Below are 17,616 nucleotides of genomic sequence, written 5' to 3'. Positions count from 1 at the left end.
TTTATCAGTAACCGTAAAAAGAGATTCCAATCACATATTTATTGGTTATAATCCGCGCTCATTGCGTTAAACGTTGAAAAACGCAAACTAATTTTGAGAAAAAACATCTTTAAACCAACCTTCTTTGCGGCATTGCCAATAAGAGGAAAAACTGAGAATAAAAATGAGCAAGATTGATAAAGCTATGCGCATCCTGTTAGCAGGGTTCTGTATCAACCTTTGTCTTGGCATCCTGTATGCTTGGAGTGTATTCAACAAGGCACTGGTAACTGAATCAGGCTGGAGTGCTGCAGAAGCTTCTGCACCTTACGCAACTGCAACCATCACTTTCTCTATCTGTCTTCTTATTGCAGGTATTCTTCAAGACCGCATGGGCCCTCGAATGATCCTTATCCTAGGTACTGTTCTTACAGGTCTGGGCATGATCGCGTCTGGCTTTGTGAACTCTCCACTAATGTTGAACATTACCTTCGGTGTGATCACAGGTGCAGGTATCGGCTTTGGTTACGCATGCCTATCACCTTCTGCGATGAAGTGGTTCCACGCTTCGAAGAAAGGTATGGTTAACGGCATTATTGCGGCAGGTTTTGGTCTAGCGGCTATTTACCTTGCGCCAGTAACTTCTGCGCTAATAGACAGCATGGGCATTCAAACTAGCTTTATGATTCTTGGTGTTGGTATCCTAGCGATTGCGGTTCCTCTTGCAGCAACCATCAACAACCCACCAGCAGACTACACACCTGCGGAGCCTAAAGTAAAAGAAGGCCAAGCACCTAAAGCGGTGAAAAAGTCAGATGACTTAACTTGGAAAGCAATGTTGAAAACGCCACAGTTCTACTCTCTATGGATCATGTACGCGTTTGCAGCTTCTGTTGGTCTAATGATCATCGGTAACATCACGACAATCGCAAGCGTTCAAGCAAACTTGCCAAACGCGGTTTACCTAGCGTCTATTCTTGCTGTATTCAACTCTGGCGGTCGTGTTGCCGCGGGTATGCTTGCAGATAAAATCGGCGGTGTTCGTACGCTTCTACTCGCGTTCGTTCTACAAGGCGTAAACATGGTGCTGTTCGCGACGTTCGACTCTGAGTTTACACTGATCATCGGTACAGCAATCGCAGCGGTAGGTTACGGCACGCTTCTAGCGGTATTTCCTACTCTAACGGCTGAGTTCTACGGTCTGAAAAACTACGGCACTAACTACGGCGTGCTTTACACAGCATGGGGTATCGGTGGTGCAATCGGCGCAGCGGTTGTTGGTTTCTCGATGACAAATGGCGACGGCTACACCTTGGCTTACACAATTTCTTCAGCAATGATGGCAGTATGTATCGTACTAGCGTTCATCACTAAGCCATTGTCTGAAGCGAAAGTAGCACAACTAAAAAACGCATAATTGCGAATTGATTTGATAGCAAAAAGGCTTAACCTATGGGTTAAGCCTTTTTTGTTATCGGTCGTTTATGGAAAGCCCTATCGAACTAGCACCAGACTACTATCTAGAGAACTTCTTTAAGCTGACTCATCACGCAGTAACTTGGTACAGCGATTTACTAACCAAGGAAGAACACGCATGGCTTTGCTCGTTTGATTCTTTGAGCAAACACGCCCAGTGCCTTTTGGTGCGTTTATATAGCCGAAAGGGATGTTGGTTTCGAAGTGATAAGCTGAGTTATCAAGAAATACCTTCTATCAATGAAGCACTGGCAGAATTGAGTCAACATGAGTTTGTAGCCCTTTCCCCACCCCTTTCTCATCAAGAGTTAGCGGCCAATTTACTGACCAAACCAGAAATCTCTGCGCTTTATCCCGAACTGCCGAAATCACTCAAGAAAGACGCCCTTGTCGAACGTTTGAGTAATGCGGAATTTGATCGTACAGAGAAGCTTGAGTTTACGATCGTCAAACTCAATTCAGCTCATATGATCGACGTGTTGCTCACTCTGTTTTTTGCCAACACCCATCAAGACTTAAGTCAGTTTGTGCTTGATGACTTAGGTTTGCATCAGTTCGAGCAATATCAATTGAGTAAAGTGCGCCGTTTCTTTGATTCACGTGAGCAAATAGACCGTTTAATTGAACTGAGCCAGTTGGCCAACCTGTACTGGCAATTTGACCGAAAAGACAAAGCCAATCTCGACTTATTAATTGAGGCAATGCCTCAGCCCGTTAAACACCGTTACGTAGATCGTAAACGCGAGCACATGTTGAATGACATAGCACGTGATTACGAACGGCTTAATGATCTAGAGACCGCCCTATCTCTATTTGGCCAAACTCAACTCACACCGAGCCGAGAACGACGCGCACGTATCTATGACAAATTAAACCATGATGATTTATTTGGTGACATTGTCACAGATATGCTTAACTCACCGATCGATGTGTCTGAGCTCGAAGTTGCACAAAAACTTGAGCAACGGTTAAAACGACAACAAGGCGAGAAAGTGCCAAGAGTGACGAAGCCAACCTGTACGGAATACCGCCTTGAACTGGATTTATCTCAACAGAGAGTCGAACTCGCCAGCAAAGCGTATTTTGAGTCCTTAGGCTGGACTGTATTTTACGCCGAAAATGCACTGCTTAATGCATTACTTGGTCTCACTTTTTGGGATGCGATTTTCGCTCCCATCGAAGGCGCATTCATCAATGCCTATCAACATCGTCCTCTGGATTTGTACCATTCTGATTTTGTTACCAAGCGCCAAGCTTTGATAGATGCGACGTTTGATGAGTTGGAAACGGGCAATACTCATACGTTGTTAACTAGGTACGATGAGAAGTTTGGTATCAGCAATCCATTTGTGCATTGGAGCTTAATAAGTAAAGAGCTACTCGAAACGGCACTCGATACAATCCCAACTAGCATGTTGGTGGCGCTATTTAAAATACAATTGAGTGACCTAAAGCTTTACCGCAATGGGATGCCTGATCTGATTGCTTTCAAAGGAAACGAGTTCGAATGGATTGAAGTAAAAGGCCCAGGAGATAAACTCCAAGACAACCAATGGCGTTGGATTAAAGAGTTTACTCGCCTTAATGTGCCATTTGCGGTGTGTTACGTCGCCGCAAGTTAACTCTCTTTATATAAAGAGCTTGGCGCATATTCATTAAAACAATTTCTTTTTTACCGCACCTTGCTCTTTTTCTGAAATATTTTTGTTTCTTCACGATCACTTCACGCTTCATCACACACAATGCGCTTCTACTCATTAAGTTGATTTGAAGAGGCAAAATAAAATGAACAAAACCATTCTTGCATTACTCGTTACCTGCTCAGTTTCGGTATCTGCGGCTCCTTATGTAGGTCTGGAATATGGACTAGGCACCACTGAACATGACTTGGAACCTCACTTTTCAGCTGAAAATGTAACACTTAACCCAGAACTTGAGGATGGTATTTTCTCAGGATTTATCGGTTACGCATTTAATGACAATTGGGCAATTGAGCTAGGTTACAGCCAGTTTGACCTTGATGACGGCCGTTCTAAGGACCTTGGTATCAAGACAATTGATGGCAAAGATTACAATCATGAAATGGATTGGGATTCCTCTATCACAGCCAAACAAGTCTCGCTAGCACCAGTGTTTAGCTATGCATTAAGTGATAAATGGACAACAAAATTCAAAGCGGGTTTAACTTACACGCAATACGATGCCAAGGTTGCTCAACATCAAGAATATGAGCTTGTCGCGAATGACGATGTGGAAATAAGCAACACGCTTTTCCATAGCTCGGAGAAAAGCAACGAGTTAGGCGCAATGTTCTCTGTGGGCGCGGAATACCAAGTGTTGCCAAAGCTCACCATTGGCGCAAACGCTAAATACCAACTAGACAGCTACGCAAACACTGCATCCTTTAACGTAGGCACAACTTATTACTTCTAATATAAGGAGATGATAATGAAAAGAGTATTTTTAACATCCATGCTTGCCCTACTTTCAAGCTCGGCTTTCGCCGCGTTTAATGGTCCAGAAGTCAGTGCAATCAATACGGTGAAAGAGGCGCGCAACGCAACCGACGACAGCGCTGTAGTGCTAACCGGGCATATTGTTCAATCATTTGGTAACGAGACTTACTTGTTCAAAGACAACACTGGTGAGATCGAAGTAGAGATCGATAACGAAGATTGGATGGGTCAAGAAGTGACACCAAAAGATACCGTAATGATTCGAGGAGAGGTTGACGCAGATTGGACAACTACGCAGATAGACGTTGAGACAATTCAAAAACGTTAAGAAGCTGACTGATACCTCAACACAAATAACACAGCCACATTTTAGTGGCTGTGTTACGCAATAATCATGGAAAACGCTCGTTTAGCTAGTCAAGCAAGGGCAATCTTGCGGTACGACTAACCGTATACTCTTAGGCTGAACATCAAATCTAATGGTTCTCGAATGAAAAGGTTCTCCATCTAAATTAAGAGGCAATGGATTCGGGAAGTCTATCTCTAACCAGCTTGCTCTTGTGTACTTCACAAACTCTCCTTTCTCACTCGGGTTATTGATCTCGTCGATTACTTTAGGCAGCTCATGAGGTAAAAATGGGCGCACCAATGTTAGATCCATCAGCCCATCATTAATCATCGCTTTTGGAGCTAACTCTTGCCCACCTCCAGCAAGGCGCCCATTACAAAACGCACCGAGCAACATTTCTCCCTGATACGCACCACCTTCAATCGTTATTGTTCCGTCATATGGTTTAAAGCCAAGTGCTTTTACAACACCAGTTAGCGTGTAAGCTCCGCCGCCAAGAAAGTTTTTGAGTTCAACAGGCGTTTCTGCTGTAACTTCTGCGCCAAACCCTGCTGTTGCCACGTTAATAAAGCAGCGATCGTTCGCTTTGACGCAATCGACCAAAGCGGACTGCCCCTCAACAGCAAGAGATAAAGACGCCTTAATGGAATTAGGTACTTGAATAGCGGTAGCAAAGTCATTGGCGGTACCAAGGGGAATAATGGCTAACTCAGGGCGTTTTTCTTTGTCAATTTGAATAATCGCAGAAGCCGCCTCATTGACGGTCCCATCGCCACCAGCGACAACAATACGTTCAATGCCTTCAGCAACCGCTTCTTTTACTAGCCGTGGCATGTCTTGAGATTCCCACGTCACACGCACCTGTACGTCGATGCCTTTGTCTCTCATTTTCATGATTGCATCTCTTAACTCTGGATTCCCAGCTTTTTTTCCGTTAAGGATGGCACGTATTGTCTTTTTCATTGCACTTCCTATTGGTTGATGACTTTTCCTGCTTGCTTAATCTGTGAACGCAACCACTGATGGGCGCTGTCGTTTGTGCGACTAGGATGCCAGATTGTGCAAAGCTCATACATTTGTTCATCAAATGGCATTGATAAAGATTTAACATGATAGGTGTTATTGAACAAGTTGATCATCGACTCTGGCATTAAACCAATGTATTCACTACCACAAATAATTGGGAGCATTTCTAGTACGCCTGAGGCTCGATACTTAATCTTTCTCTTGTCCAAGTCGACAATGTCATCGGCGTTTAACAGGCTCTTACGACTCTGCCACTGCGAAACTACTACGTGTTCTTCTTCAAAAAATTGTTCAGCCGTAATCTCGTCATTGAGGCGGGGATGCGCTTCGCTACATACCACCACCAAACGCTCCGTAAGTACAGTTTCCAGTTTTAACACCGTTCTTGCTCTTGGTGTGATATCAATGATCAAATCGTATCGTTGTAACCGCAGATCACTTTCAAAATCTTCCGTAAAAAGCGGATGTACTTCTAATGCAACATTTGGTGCCGACACACGGATTTGTTTCATGACTTGAGATAGCAACTCAAAGCTTGCAACGGACACACAGGCAATAGAAAACACTCTATTCGACACTTTAGGGTCAAACTCACTAGAGGCCGATAATGTCGAAGTGAAATTTTGTACTGAAGCTAGAAGAGCAGGATAAATATCCATCGCAAACGAGGTAGGCTCGACACCTTTAACGCAACGATGAAACAATGGATCATCGTAGATATCACGTAGCCTTGCTAGCGCTTTACTCACCGCAGGCTGGGTGATGTTTAAACGCGCCGCCGCCCGAGACAAGTTACGCTCTTCATAGATGGCAGTGAAAATGGGGATAAGATTAAGGTCGGTCGGTTTCATGCTATTAAATTTTTCAAAAGTCACTTTCTCTATTTTAATCTAACAGCATGATCCTTCACGTAGCGAAGTGCAATAAATGGGCGGTATCGCTTGTTTTAATGAGTTTTAACTCAATTTTGACGCACTTCATTCACTACATAAACTGGCACCGTAGTGCAACGTAAAGCTTGACTTAGGCTTTGCCTAGGTAAGGGGTAAGAAACTCGCTGACTTCCTCGCCGCATAAACCAGTTTCTACCTCTATACCTGCTTGTTTTAGAATCTCGATACCTCGACCACTGTTGCGTGGGTCGGGGTCCAATATGGCTACGACGACTTTGCTTATGCCGGATTTGACTAATGTCACCGCGCAAGCTGGCGTGCGACCAACAAACGAACACGGTTCCAGCGTAACGTATGCCGTCACCGATTCTAACGAGCCTTGATACGCATTCAGCGCTTCCACTTCCGCGTGATTGCCACCAATCGCTTGAGTATGACCTTCAGAAACGATTTGATTGTCTTTCACTAACACGCAGCCAACCGGCGGGTTGGGTTGACATTCAGGAAGCGCATTTTTGGACACTTCCAATGCGCGGCGCATAAACTCTTGGCTCATTTGAACTCTATTCTCTAATAAAAACGAGGCGCTATATTAGCGCCCCGTTTTATTCATTGCCATCTCTTCCAATGACTTTGTCCAGTTCTGGTAACGCTCGCGGAATACGGAATTTAAAGCGTTTTTGTTTGGTCTGGATTTTGCGCCACATCGACTTCAGTAAATGAGCGCTATTTTCACCATTTTGCATTCGCGACGCACTTTTTTGCCACGATTCACTCGTATCGGCTTTGGTCATTTCTAGCTCGGCCGTATTTAAACGCAATTGTTTGTACAATATGGTCCTTGCTTCAGACCAACGTTTAGCCTTTAACAAACGGTGGAACGTCAACCATGCTGGTGTCGGTCTGTTGCGGTAGTAACGTTTAATGGCTACCAATGAAATAATCACAAAACCCAGCAACACAAGCGTGGAAACAATCCATGCAAAGTACGTTCTGATGAAGGACTTCAACGTGTGCTTCGCGGCAAAAGTTTTGCCCTCTAACATCACCGTTTCCACTTGCTGAGTCTTACTGTTCCACCAACGAAACTCATAATCAGGCAGGGTTAATTCACCACCTTGTTGAATCACGTACACGCTCTCTTCTGTTCGTGTTGACTGGTAATCACCACGTGTTTGCGTATCTGTCAAACGGTGGGGTTGAGGATACGCTTGATAACGGGTTGTTGATTCTCCTTTCAACAAGTCTGGTAGCAATACAGATAGTGAATCTTGAGCCGAAATGGTGATTTTACGCGTGATTGCATCCCCAACTGTGAGTGACTCAGTGGAGGTATCCCACTCTTGCTTTACCTCTACATCTGTTGCAGAAAACCAAGGTGTCTCACCACTCAGCAGGCCCGATGGCAAGACAGTTTTGAACTTAATCGGCTGCGTGTAAAGTGTGCCTGACACCTTCTCGCCGTCCGGCGCAGACACCTGAACGCCCACAGCGACAGGTGGAATCACAAAATCACCAGATGCTTGTGGATACAAAGTCACTTCCCAGCGTTGACGCGACCAAGTTTGTCCCTCTTTTTGCTCAGTAAAGTTGGTTGCTAGTTGATTACGTTGTTTGGCGATAACATTGGGTATTTCAATATTGCCAATTCTCGTACCACCCGTAAACCAACGCGGCGTTGCCACTTCGATGGTTAAAATAACTTGCTCATTGACGCTAAAACTTGGTGTTTTACGCTTCTCTCCAGCCGTTGGTTGTTGACCAACCCACGCTTGTAACTCAACACCATGCTTTCGTTGAACGTCACGAATATCTTGAGCCAACACACTACTGCTCAGGAGGAAACCGAAACAGATAACTAACCACAAGGGTAAAGCAAAGTGCGTAAAACGGTGGCTTTTCATCATTGCACCGCCTCCTCTGTATTTTCGTTCGCAGTAGAGGTTGATTCTCCGGTTTCTATTGAACGCAATTGAATCTGAAACTTCGCATTTAAGAAGTATTTAGGATCCGCTTCGACTCGCTTTAACCATTTGTCGGCTAATTCTTGGCTACCTAAGATGTCGTCTGCACTTAACGTCTCTTTAATCATCAACTCCGCTGACGTTTTTTCATCCGCCCCTTCTGCGGTTTGAGGGTTATCGCCTAGCTCGGTTGATGCTTCTTGCTCCGTTCCTGCCTGACTCTCACTCATCCGGTTGATGTCCTCTACAATACCACCAATCACTTTCAAGTTATGCTCAACATCCGGTCTTAGCCTCTCGCTCAACGTTGGCTTGTTGGCTAGGGATTTTAACAAGTCACGTGCAGCCAAATATTCACGCTGACGCGCCAATGCACTCGCCGCATTATAAAGACCGTAATCTCGAACCTCTTCGGACGGGTCGTTTTGCATTTCCAAAAACGCGCTGTGCGCGAGCTCAAACTCGCTAGCGTAGTAGTACGCCGTGCCTTTGCGTAATGGATCGACAAAGTGTTTTGCAGCTTCTAAATACGCTTGTTGGTTGAACAAACGCTGTCCTTGTTGGTCTGGCGTCAGCCACAAATCCCACCACCATTGCGCCACCTTGTCGAAAGCCGTCACTTTTTGCACAACTTGTGGCTGCTCGGCTTTAACAGAAATGTTCTCCGCCATTGCACTGGCCGGCATCAACAGTGTACCGCTCATCATTACAATCACGCACCACTGCACTAACCACCCTTTTCTAAACCACAGCATCATGATCAACGCGATTGGAAACAGAAGTTGATAACCCATGTCTTTCCAAGGCATTGAAGATTCGCCATTAAGCTGCATATTGCGCTCAACGTATCGGTTCAGTTGCTCGATATCACTATTATCGACAGTCACTTCCACCAATCGACCGTTGGTCTGACTAGCCAGTTTTTGTAGAGAATCCAAATCCATTGGGTTGTTACTCACAATGTCAGCATTCCCTGCCGCAAGAATTAACAGTTGATAAGGTTTGCCCGAGAAATACGCTTGGTATTGCTCAATCGTGGCTGGATTAACGCCATCACTCACCAACAGAACGGTGGAGCCTGGTTGACCTTGCAATTGTTGATCAATTAACGGCAAGGCTTTTTCGGCAAGCTTACCTTGCACGGGCATAATTTCTGGCGTAATGGCCGCCAAAAATGGGTCAAATACTTTGCTGTCTTGAGTTATAGGCATTGCGACATGAGCACTGCCCGCGAACACGACTAAACCCGTTTTTCCGCCTTTTCGCACGGCTAGCAAATCGCGTACTTTCTGTTTGGAACGCTCAAGGCGGCTTGGTGGGAGATCTTTTTGCAGCATCGAGTCGCTGTTATCAAGCACCACAAGCATAGAGGCTTTATCTTCGCCAAAGGGAGAAGGTTCTCGTTGCCACGTTGGGCCTGCACAAATCACAATGGCGATGAACACAATCAGCATCAAGAGCTTAAGCGGCAGTTGCTTACGCCAGCCTCGCTCACCTATCGTCAAAGCATTGCGTAAATGTTCGGGCAGAATATCCTTCCAGCTTGGCTCGCTTTCTTCTCGCCAGCGTAACCACACCAAGAAAAACATGGGGACCAAAGCCAGTAACCACAGTGGTCGAATAAAATGAAACTGCGTAAAGAATTGCGTCCAACTAAGAGAATCAAACATCGCTCTCTCCTAATGATGATCGTGTAACAGCCCTTCTTTTGAGTGTTGCGACGCTGAACGCGAGCAAATGCATGATGACCACTAACGCCATCAAGTAATGATGAAGGCTTTGTTTTGGGCGGTATGTAGTGCTTTCGTAAAGTTGAGGTTCCAGTTTGCCAATTTCGTCGTAGGCAGCCGATAGTTCATCACGGTTGAGTGCTTCAAACGCTTCACCGCCGGATTCTTTCGCAATGCGATGAATTGTGTCCATATCCAACGCGGTTTCACCTATCGTTTCCGGATCACCCATCGCAATCACGTGCACTCTCACGCCTTTGGCTTTCGCAACTTTCGCCGCATCAATCGGTTCAACAAAACTGCCCGTGTCGTTACCATCGGTTAATACAATCGCGACTTTTTCACGGTTTTGGTCTTGTTCTAAAGCACCACGCGACTTATCGCTTTGCTCAAAAACTTTAATCGCTAAGCCAATCGCATCGCCAAGATGGGTACTCTGCCCTGCCATTGCCACATCGGTTTGGTTAAGCAGTTCGAGCCACACTTTTTGGTCTGCGGTAAATGGCGTTTGCACGAAAGCAGCATCACCAAAAAGCACCAAGCCTAATCGGTCACCTTTACGAGACTGAACAAACTCCGACAGCACTTCTTTTGCCGCATCAAGACGAGAAATTTTTTCGCCTGTACGTGAGGTGAAATCTGGCTCGGCCATGGAGCCCGAAAGATCCACCACCACCATCACATCGCGACCTAAACTCTCGCGAACTTGAGGCTCGCCTAACACGGTGGGTTTTGCCATCGCACACACCACCAAAAGCCATGAGAGAATTAACGTTGCTCGTTGCCACCAACTCGGGGTCAACTGGCTTGCACCTTCTGATGGCGTCTCGCCAATCGCTTCCACCAGCTGACTAAAAAACGGCACTTTGATCGCCATTTGCTTAGTGCGATATGCAGGCACCAAGTAGTACACCACCAACGGCAAGGGCAAAACCAGAAACCACATTGGGTGAGCAAATTCAAAACCAGACAAACCAGTTATCGATGCAAGAAGATCATTCATGTTGACCTCCCTGATGTGATTTGCGTTTCAATCGTGGTGATTTCTTTGCCGCGCTTTTTTGAGCATCACCACGGTGTTCACTCACCCAGTTTTTCGCACGAGCAATTAGCGTTACACGATCTTCGTTGGTTAGCATAACGCTTGGGTCGACAATACTTTGTAGCCAGCGCTTTGAAAGCTCATCGTTAAAGACCACAAGCGAGTTTGCTTGAGAATCTTCGGTTTGCGGATACAGCGCATCGAGCTTGCGCAGAAAGGCGGTATCAAACAATTTCGCGTTGCGGCTATCAATATGAATCAGCACTACTTTAAGCACAGAGAACAATACTTTTGGCATGTCTTTGTCGCTCGATTTGATTTGCGAAATCGCCAGTAGAGCTTCTTTTCGGTAACGATTATGCCACCATTGCCGAGCCAATCGATATACGACATACACCAATGCAATGAGCACAACCGCCGCTAAAATTTTCCAGCCAATAGTTTGCGGGTACCAACTCACGCTGGGTGGTACAGCCACATCATGCAGCTCTCTGAGTATGTAGGTACTTGGAGGTGTAGGAAGATCACTCATTTAACGCCCTCCTACCAGTTTTTGGAATTGTTTAATGTGCTCACCTGTCGTATCGAGTTCGATGTGCGGAAGGTGTTTCATCGCCATAAGTTGAGAGAGTGATTGACGCTGTAAGCTAGTTCGAGCCTCAAGCTTTGCGCTCGCAGCTTCTACCTTTGCTTTGCTGTCTAAATTGAGTTGATACTGCCCGTCACCAACCACCCATTTCGATTTTGCCAAATCGTCTGGTAGCGCTTGTTCTAATGGGTCACTGACCATCACTGCAAGAACATCGTTGTGCTGTTGTAGCTGTTTAAGGTGATCAAGGTGGTGCTCCTCGCAGTCGCTCCAGTCGCTGATAAAAATCAAAGTGGATTGCTTGAGCTTCATGCGTTTAATAAGCTCAATCCATTTACTGAACGTTACTTTTTCGGAATTGCAGGAGTCCACATTGAGCGATTGATTGGCTTTAGCGAGACGTTTAAGTTGCGCCAGAAGATCGTTTTGCGAACGCTGTGCCTTGCTGTGAAACAACGCCTGCGGGGATGCGATGACAAAACCGACTCGGTCGCCATCTTTTAATACTCGCCACCCACACATCGCTGCGATCTCTGCCGCGACAACTGATTTCATTACTTGCGTCGAAGCAAAAAACATTGTGCTTCTCTGGTCGACACACACGATTACGTTGCGATCTTTTTCTTCTGTATAGCTGCGCACGTGCGGCTTACCTGTACGCATCGTAACTTTCCAATCAAGGTTACGAATATCGTCACCCAATTGGTAATGGCGCAGCTCTTCGAAGTTCAATCCACGACCGCGAAACAACGAATTGTGTCGACCAGAGAGTACGCTACCCGCTTTTAGATGAGGAAGTAAACTGAATGATTCTGCTTGTGCTTGCAGACGTACTAAACGAGCATAATCGCAGTACAAACGGGGATCCATCCCCTGTGATTTTGGCGCAAGAGTTGGCTTAGCCATAATGCCTCCCACTTACCCAATTTCTACACAATCTAGCAGCTCTTGTACGACTCGTTGATGATCGATCCCATCTGCCAGTGCATCGTAGGTCAAAGAAAAACGATGGCCCAATACAGACGGAACCATGGCACGCACATCGTCAGGAGTCACATGGTCACGTCCTTGCATCCACGCATACGCACGAGCGCATTTGTCAAGTGCGATAGAAGCACGAGGACTAGAGCCAATCTCAATCCATTTTGCTAAGTTTGAATCGGCATAACGCTCTGGCTTACGAGTCGCCATCACTAACGCAACGATGTAGTTTTCCACTAGGTCTGATACCACGATGTTTGGTAACTGACGACGCGCTTCTAGCACCACGTCTGGCTCGATGTGTTTTGGCGTAATAATTTCGCTGCTGGTTTCCGCACCCAATTCTTCACTGCGCACCAAACGAATGATGTCACGTTCTGCGTCATCTTCTGGATAATCGACGGTAACCTTCATGATAAAGCGGTCCATTTGCGCTTCTGGCAGTGGGTACGTGCCCTCTTGCTCTACTGGGTTTTGCGTTGCAAGCACCATAAATAAGTCTGGCAATACGTGAGTTTTATCGCCTACTGTGATTGTGCCTTCGGCCATGGCTTCAAGCAGTGCCGCTTGTACTTTGGCAGGTGCACGGTTGACCTCATCAGCAAGTACAATGCTGTTAAAAATGGGCCCAGGTTGAAAGTGGAGTTGCGGCTTACCATCCAGCTCTTGATAAACCTCAGTACCCGTCACGTCAGATGGTAAAAGATCCGGCGTAAACTGGATTCGACCAAAACTGGTGTTTAACAAGTTCGCCAACGATTTTACGGAACGTGTTTTTGCCGTTCCCGGTAAACCTTCTAGCAGAATATGCCCATTTGTTAATAACCCGATGACTAAAGCTCGAACCACGTGGCTTTGTCCAATAACGCTTTTTTCTGTTTGTTCGATGAGTTCTTTTATCGCTTGTTGTGCGTGGTTCATAGGATACCTTTTCAATGGTTTAAGCCGTCTTTTCGATAGTTAAGTATAAGAACAAATGAAATAACTTAAGGTTATATTCACTATGTTATCTTTGCGGTTCTTGAGATTGGAGAAGTTGTGCAAGACCAACCAACATCGGTAACGCATAATCAAAGAACATTTTGATTCCCGAACACAAATAGTTTAGACCACTCTCACCATTCGGCGTTTTGATCAAACGGTTTTTTGGGCACTCACCCCAACAATAAGGCAAGTAAGGGCATTGCTTACAATACGTCGGCAATGAATCGCGTTTTGCCATGCCAAAAGTATATTGTCTTGTAGAGAAGGCCATTTCATTCAGTGAGTGTTCATGAATGTTGGCAAGTTTGTATTCTGGATACACATAGTGGTCGCAACTGAACACGTCGCCATTGTGCTCAATCGCCAACCCTTTGCCACAAAACTCCGCCGTCACGCAAAGCTGAGACGGTTTCCCCATTACTTGCGCCACCGCGGTTTCAAACAGATTAACCAGCACACGGCCAAGATCGTTATTCACCCACTCTTCAAAGGTCGCCATTAAAAAGCGTCCCCAGTCTTCAGGATCGACTGACCAATCCGTTACAATCGACATTGGATGCCCCGGTTTAGCCAGATCACTGCCTTTGGTTGGGATCATCTGTACGTTCCAAAACTGCGGCGCAGTTGTTTGGAAGTTGTTGGCTTCTACCACCGGCGCAAACTGAATATAAGTCACACCCAATTCTTGGGTTAAAAATCGATATACTTCGAGCGGGTATTTCGCATTGTGACGATTCACCGTGACCAACGCGTTGAATTTCACGCCATGCGCTTTGAGCTTATCTACCGCTTTCATCACGAGATCAAACGTTGGCTTACCGCTGCGGGTTTTGCGATATTTGTCGTGCAGCTCTCGTGGCCCATCAATCGACAAGCCAACTAGGAAGTTGTGCTCTTTTAAAAACGCACACCACTCATCGTTTAGCAAAATGCCGTTGGTCTGAAGGTCGTTTGCAATGCGAACGCCTTTCGGCTGATGTTTCTTTTGCAAAGCTACGACATTGCGGAAATAGTCCAACCCAAGCAGCGTCGGCTCCCCGCCCTGCCATGAGAATACAATTTCTTCGCCATCCTGACTTTCGATATAGCTTTTCACGAACGCTTCCAGTGTTGCGTCGTCCATTTTTGGCTGCTTTTCTTGGTGCAGTAGATTTTCTTTATGCAGATAAAAGCAGTACTGACAATCGATGTTGCACTTTGCTCCGCCTGGCTTTGCCATCACATGGAATCGACGGTCATACGCGCCCAGAACCGGCGCTTTAGACGCCGTTTTAAGAGGAACAATAGGCATAGTAGTAGAATGGCGAGGGGAAATCTTACTCATACGTTTCTCACTATTACATATACCCAAATAACCTCCTGAGCGCTGTACAGCAAAAGTGAAGCTATTTGGGTATATAGCGCTCCAAAAAGCGCTATATAATCTTAATTTACTTAGAAGACTTAGGTACGAACGAACCTGCTTCCATACGAGGAGGGAACTCTTTGAATGTACCCATCACCTCTTTCACTGTATCCATTGCTGGCATCATTAAGAATGAACGCTCGTACATCCAACGAGAATAACCCATGCCTTGATCGCCTCGTTCAAATGGATCAATGCTCAAGTCAAAGATCAGTGGCACACGAAGTTTAGTGAACGGCTTACGCCATACATCCATACCCGTTTCATTCTCTTGAATCATAAAGTGGAACTTGTACTTTCCTTGGCGCAATGCCACAAGATCGCCGTCGTCGCTCCAGTAAACGAACTCATTTCGTGCGGATTTGTCTGACTTACCCGTTAAGTATGGCAATTGGTTGTAACCGTCTAGGTGAACTTTGTAGTCCACATCGCCAACTTTTTTGCCTTTTAGTAATTCGTCTTTAACTTTGGTATCACCTGCCGCAGCAACTAGTGTCGGGAAAAAGTCCTCTAATGACATCATGCCGTTGAATGTTTTACCTGCCTCAATTTTTCCAGGCCATTTAATCAACATTGGCACACGGAAACTCCCTTCCCAGCCAGTGTTTTTCTCTGAGCGGAACGGTGTCATCCCAGCATCCGGCCACAAATCAACCATAGGGCCGTTGTCAGTGGTGTAAACAATGATTGTATTGTCATCCACACCTAACTCTTTGATCTTGTTAAGTAGCTGACCGATTTGGTCATCGTGCTGCTTAACACCATCCGCGTAGAAACCGGCACCTGTTTTACCTTGGTATTCTTCTGGAACATGTGTGAAGTTGTGCATGCGAGTGGTGTTAAACCAAGTAAAGAACGGCTTGTCCGCTTTTACTTGTTTTTCTATGAAGCTTTCTGCGGCATCAAGAAACTCACCATCAACATTTTCCATACGCTTACGCGTAAGTGGACCGGTATCTTCGATTTTACCGTCAGCGTAAGAATGGATAACGCCACGAGGACCAAATTTCTTCTTGAACTCCGGATCTTTAGGGTAATCCACGTTCTCTGGCTCTTCTTCTGCGTTCAAGTGGTATAGGTTGCCGAAGAATTCATCAAAACCGTGGTTGGTAGGAAGATGCTCGTCTCGGTCACCTAAATGGTTCTTACCAAATTGTCCGGTTGCGTAACCCATTTGTTTAAGCACGGTTGCAATCGTCGGATCTTTTTCCGAGATACCTTCCGGAGCGCCTGGTAAGCCCACTTTTGATAGACCTGTACGTTTTGGCATTTGACCAGTGATGAATGCAGAACGGCCTGCTGTCGAGCTTTGCTGTGCGTAGAAGTTAGTGAACTTCGCACCTTCTTTAGCAATGCTATCGATGTTTGGCGTGTTGTACGCCATCATGCCTTGGTTATAGGTACTAAGGTTCCAGTAACCAACATCATCACCAAAGATGACAAGAATGTTGGGTTTGTCCGCTGCATGTGCAACTGCAGATGCAGCGCCCAAAGCTAACGTACATGCGTTAAGTACGAGTTTTTTACTGCTCGTTTTGGTCGCATTTTTCATATTATCTCCAAGAGTTCGCTAGTGCGTAAAAATGGTATTCGCTTTTCAATACCATTGTTGATATAAGATAAAGCACTAATTTCAGACGATAAATGCAGTCAAAATTAGTTAACCTATAAATTAAATTTATGAGTGGCGTTATGGACTTAAATTTGATCCAAACTTTTCTTGTTGTTGCGGAGTTTCAATCTTATACAAAAGCCGCGGAACAATTAGGGCTTACACAACCTGCTGTGAGCGCTGCAATAAAGCGTTTAGAGCAAGTCGTAGATAAGCAATTATTCGTTAAAAAAGGACGAGGGATCGCACTAACCTCCACCGCTTATCAATTACTGCCGCAATTCCAGCAAGCGGTTAATATTATTGACAATGCGATATCTGATAAAAATCATTTTGAAGTGTGTTGTTCGGAAATTTTGTTGCACATTATGGACCCGATAAAGAACACTATTTTTTATGAATCACCACCCGAAAAATTCCTATTATTTGAGCTGTTAAGACAACAAAAAGTCGATCTAGTAATCGATACGGTGATCACGAAAGATGCAGCGTTTATTATTGAAGATGCCTATGAGGAAGAAGCCGTGGTTATCTGTCGTGAGAACCATCCCCGTGTACACGGCACGCTCACAAAAGAGCAATTTTATGAGGAAACTCACTGTTTATTTTCAGGAAAATGGAACAACATGTCGGGGTTCGAGCAACTAGCAAAGGAAACAATTCAAGAAAGAAAAGTCGACTTGATCACATCTTCGCTAGCGGGCATGGCGCTGTATGTCGCCCAAAGAGACAGTTTAGGGATCGTGTCTCAATCTTTTGCAAACAAGTGGAGCAAAGCGCTCAAACTTCAAATTTTGCCCTGCCCCATTTCGATACGCTCTATCCCTTACAAGTTCGTCTACCATAAGCGAGAGGTAAACAACCCAGCCCACATCGCTCTACGTGAAAAAATCAAAGCCAACTTAACGGCAGCCCACTACGAACCAATTTGTTTATAACTCTTGTCAATTGAAGCGTTAGGCGTTTTCGTCATCAAGCTTTCTACAAACCTGAATAGATAGAATTTTACAGATAAAAAAGAGGCTCATTTTAATGAGCCTCTTTCTATATGTATGTGCCGTCCTAAATAAGGTTGACACTTTCTACCCCCAAAATTGGAGAGTGTTATGAAATCAACAACTAAAAGAACT

16 protein-coding genes are annotated in these 17,616 nt (G+C 45.3%); 5 read left to right on the top strand and 11 right to left on the bottom strand.

Annotated features, from left to right (window positions below; translation table 11 throughout):
- The first annotated feature begins 163 nt into the window (after positions 1-163).
- The 4 genes from R7Q46_RS16785 to R7Q46_RS16770 all read left to right on the top strand — a co-directional run bounded on the left by R7Q46_RS16785 (position 164) and on the right by R7Q46_RS16770 (position 4,239).
- Positions 164-1,396, top strand: coding sequence for an OFA family MFS transporter (locus R7Q46_RS16785; RefSeq protein WP_213866385.1), 1,233 nt, complete (start codon positions 164-166; stop codon positions 1,394-1,396).
- A gap of 67 nt (positions 1,397-1,463) precedes the next feature.
- On the top strand, positions 1,464-3,077 hold the full coding sequence (locus R7Q46_RS16780) for a VRR-NUC domain-containing protein (RefSeq protein ID WP_318077634.1): 1,614 nt from the start codon (positions 1,464-1,466) through the stop codon (positions 3,075-3,077).
- Between the two features lie 163 nt (positions 3,078-3,240).
- Complete coding sequence (locus R7Q46_RS16775) at positions 3,241-3,888, top strand: AcfA family outer membrane beta-barrel protein (RefSeq protein ID WP_318077632.1); 648 nt, start codon at positions 3,241-3,243, stop codon at positions 3,886-3,888.
- Between the two features lie 15 nt (positions 3,889-3,903).
- The gene (locus R7Q46_RS16770) at positions 3,904-4,239 is read left to right on the top strand and encodes a YgiW/YdeI family stress tolerance OB fold protein (RefSeq protein ID WP_086047454.1); all 336 of its coding nucleotides are present in this window, start codon (positions 3,904-3,906) and stop codon (positions 4,237-4,239) included.
- 81 nt (positions 4,240-4,320) lie between these two features.
- On the opposite strand, the gene yegS is transcribed toward R7Q46_RS16770, so the two are convergent.
- From yegS to R7Q46_RS16715, 11 genes are all read right to left on the bottom strand, one after another.
- Positions 4,321-5,223 (bottom strand): lipid kinase YegS, encoded by a 903-nt coding sequence (yegS, locus tag R7Q46_RS16765; protein WP_262689103.1) that lies wholly within the window; start codon positions 5,221-5,223, stop codon positions 4,321-4,323.
- Positions 5,224-5,231: 8 nt separating this feature from the next.
- A complete protein-coding gene (locus tag R7Q46_RS16760; RefSeq protein ID WP_318077631.1) occupies positions 5,232-6,137 on the bottom strand; it encodes a LysR family transcriptional regulator in 906 nt (301 codons plus the stop codon).
- A 172-nt stretch (positions 6,138-6,309) separates the two neighbouring features.
- A complete protein-coding gene (locus R7Q46_RS16755; protein ID WP_005376542.1) occupies positions 6,310-6,735 on the bottom strand; it encodes a bifunctional diaminohydroxyphosphoribosylaminopyrimidine deaminase/5-amino-6-(5-phosphoribosylamino)uracil reductase RibD in 426 nt (141 codons plus the stop codon).
- Between the two features lie 49 nt (positions 6,736-6,784).
- A complete protein-coding gene (locus R7Q46_RS16750) occupies positions 6,785-8,086 on the bottom strand; it encodes a BatD family protein (RefSeq protein WP_318077630.1) in 1,302 nt (433 codons plus the stop codon).
- Positions 8,083-9,813 (bottom strand): vWA domain-containing protein, encoded by a 1,731-nt coding sequence (locus R7Q46_RS16745; RefSeq protein ID WP_318077629.1) that lies wholly within the window; start codon positions 9,811-9,813, stop codon positions 8,083-8,085. Before R7Q46_RS16745 ends, R7Q46_RS16750 begins: the two co-directional genes overlap by 4 nt.
- The gene (locus R7Q46_RS16740; protein WP_025767855.1) at positions 9,806-10,876 is read right to left on the bottom strand and encodes a vWA domain-containing protein; all 1,071 of its coding nucleotides are present in this window, start codon (positions 10,874-10,876) and stop codon (positions 9,806-9,808) included. Before R7Q46_RS16740 ends, R7Q46_RS16745 begins: the two co-directional genes overlap by 8 nt.
- On the bottom strand, positions 10,869-11,447 hold the full coding sequence (locus R7Q46_RS16735; RefSeq protein ID WP_025767856.1) for a DUF4381 domain-containing protein: 579 nt from the start codon (positions 11,445-11,447) through the stop codon (positions 10,869-10,871). The genes R7Q46_RS16740 and R7Q46_RS16735 overlap by 8 nt, the downstream gene beginning before the upstream one ends.
- On the bottom strand, positions 11,448-12,410 hold the full coding sequence (locus R7Q46_RS16730) for a DUF58 domain-containing protein (protein WP_053349173.1): 963 nt from the start codon (positions 12,408-12,410) through the stop codon (positions 11,448-11,450).
- A gap of 12 nt (positions 12,411-12,422) precedes the next feature.
- Complete coding sequence (locus R7Q46_RS16725; protein WP_318077628.1) at positions 12,423-13,406, bottom strand: MoxR family ATPase; 984 nt, start codon at positions 13,404-13,406, stop codon at positions 12,423-12,425.
- 85 nt (positions 13,407-13,491) lie between these two features.
- The gene (locus tag R7Q46_RS16720) at positions 13,492-14,793 is read right to left on the bottom strand and encodes an anaerobic sulfatase maturase (RefSeq protein ID WP_318077627.1); all 1,302 of its coding nucleotides are present in this window, start codon (positions 14,791-14,793) and stop codon (positions 13,492-13,494) included.
- Positions 14,794-14,899: 106 nt separating this feature from the next.
- Entirely contained in the window at positions 14,900-16,426 is a 1,527-nt protein-coding gene (locus R7Q46_RS16715) for an arylsulfatase (RefSeq protein ID WP_238843634.1), read from the bottom strand.
- A gap of 140 nt (positions 16,427-16,566) precedes the next feature.
- On the opposite strand from R7Q46_RS16715, the gene R7Q46_RS16710 reads away from it, so the two are divergent.
- Positions 16,567-17,424, top strand: coding sequence for a LysR family transcriptional regulator (locus tag R7Q46_RS16710; RefSeq protein ID WP_025767859.1), 858 nt, complete (start codon positions 16,567-16,569; stop codon positions 17,422-17,424).
- The last annotated feature ends 192 nt before the right edge of the window (positions 17,425-17,616 follow it).

Source organism: Vibrio sp. 811, assembly GCF_033339195.1.
Note: the sequence above shows the minus strand (reverse complement) of the source record. Positions and strands in the feature narration are given on the sequence as shown.

Excerpts from the sequence above, each read along its gene's own strand:
- R7Q46_RS16770 (WP_086047454.1), top strand. The coding sequence starts at position 3,904 with ATGAAAAGAGTATTTTTAACATCCATGCTTGCCCTACTTTCAAGCTCG.
- R7Q46_RS16715 (WP_238843634.1), bottom strand. The coding sequence starts at position 16,426 with ATGAAAAATGCGACCAAAACGAGCAGTAAAAAACTCGTACTTAACGCA.
- R7Q46_RS16740 (WP_025767855.1), bottom strand. The coding sequence starts at position 10,876 with ATGAATGATCTTCTTGCATCGATAACTGGTTTGTCTGGTTTTGAATTT.
- R7Q46_RS16730 (WP_053349173.1), bottom strand. The coding sequence starts at position 12,410 with ATGGCTAAGCCAACTCTTGCGCCAAAATCACAGGGGATGGATCCCCGT.
- R7Q46_RS16710 (WP_025767859.1), top strand. The coding sequence starts at position 16,567 with ATGGACTTAAATTTGATCCAAACTTTTCTTGTTGTTGCGGAGTTTCAA.
- R7Q46_RS16755 (WP_005376542.1), bottom strand. The coding sequence starts at position 6,735 with ATGAGCCAAGAGTTTATGCGCCGCGCATTGGAAGTGTCCAAAAATGCG.
- yegS (WP_262689103.1), bottom strand. The coding sequence starts at position 5,223 with ATGAAAAAGACAATACGTGCCATCCTTAACGGAAAAAAAGCTGGGAAT.
- R7Q46_RS16745 (WP_318077629.1), bottom strand. The coding sequence starts at position 9,813 with ATGTTTGATTCTCTTAGTTGGACGCAATTCTTTACGCAGTTTCATTTT.
- R7Q46_RS16725 (WP_318077628.1), bottom strand. The coding sequence starts at position 13,406 with ATGAACCACGCACAACAAGCGATAAAAGAACTCATCGAACAAACAGAA.
- R7Q46_RS16750 (WP_318077630.1), bottom strand. The coding sequence starts at position 8,086 with ATGATGAAAAGCCACCGTTTTACGCACTTTGCTTTACCCTTGTGGTTA.
- R7Q46_RS16760 (WP_318077631.1), bottom strand. The coding sequence starts at position 6,137 with ATGAAACCGACCGACCTTAATCTTATCCCCATTTTCACTGCCATCTAT.
- R7Q46_RS16785 (WP_213866385.1), top strand. The coding sequence starts at position 164 with ATGAGCAAGATTGATAAAGCTATGCGCATCCTGTTAGCAGGGTTCTGT.
- R7Q46_RS16780 (WP_318077634.1), top strand. The coding sequence starts at position 1,464 with ATGGAAAGCCCTATCGAACTAGCACCAGACTACTATCTAGAGAACTTC.
- R7Q46_RS16720 (WP_318077627.1), bottom strand. The coding sequence starts at position 14,793 with ATGAGTAAGATTTCCCCTCGCCATTCTACTACTATGCCTATTGTTCCT.
- R7Q46_RS16775 (WP_318077632.1), top strand. The coding sequence starts at position 3,241 with ATGAACAAAACCATTCTTGCATTACTCGTTACCTGCTCAGTTTCGGTA.
- R7Q46_RS16735 (WP_025767856.1), bottom strand. The coding sequence starts at position 11,447 with ATGAGTGATCTTCCTACACCTCCAAGTACCTACATACTCAGAGAGCTG.